Source organism: Streptomyces violaceorubidus (assembly GCF_000717995.1).
Classification (GTDB): Bacteria; Actinomycetota; Actinomycetes; order Streptomycetales; family Streptomycetaceae; genus Streptomyces; species Streptomyces violaceorubidus.
In genome coordinates, this window is sequence record NZ_JODM01000218.1 from 1 (window position 1) to 257 (window position 257).

Annotated in this window: 1 protein-coding gene; it reads left to right on the plus strand. The window is 70.4% G+C overall.

Annotated features, from left to right (window positions below; genetic code table 11):
- The coding region (locus IE94_RS36965) for a hypothetical protein (protein ID WP_037925143.1) at positions 1-257 on the plus strand (257 nt) is incomplete at both ends.

The following is a 257-nucleotide window of genomic DNA, read 5'->3' on the forward strand; positions in this document are numbered from 1 at the left end:
CCCGACAGCGCGGCCTTCGCCGCCCTGGCCACCACACTCCTCACCGACACCACCCTCTCCGCCCCGCACGACCCCGCAGGCCTCGCCCACCTGCTCACCACAATCGACTGGTCCACCACACCCGCACCCGCCGCGGGCAGCGCGCTCTCCCCCGACATGGCACGGATCATCATGCGCGTGCGCCTGAGCCTGCCCGAACAGACCCCGGCCACCGACACCGACATCGTGGTCACGATCGCCACAATGGAACAGATGGG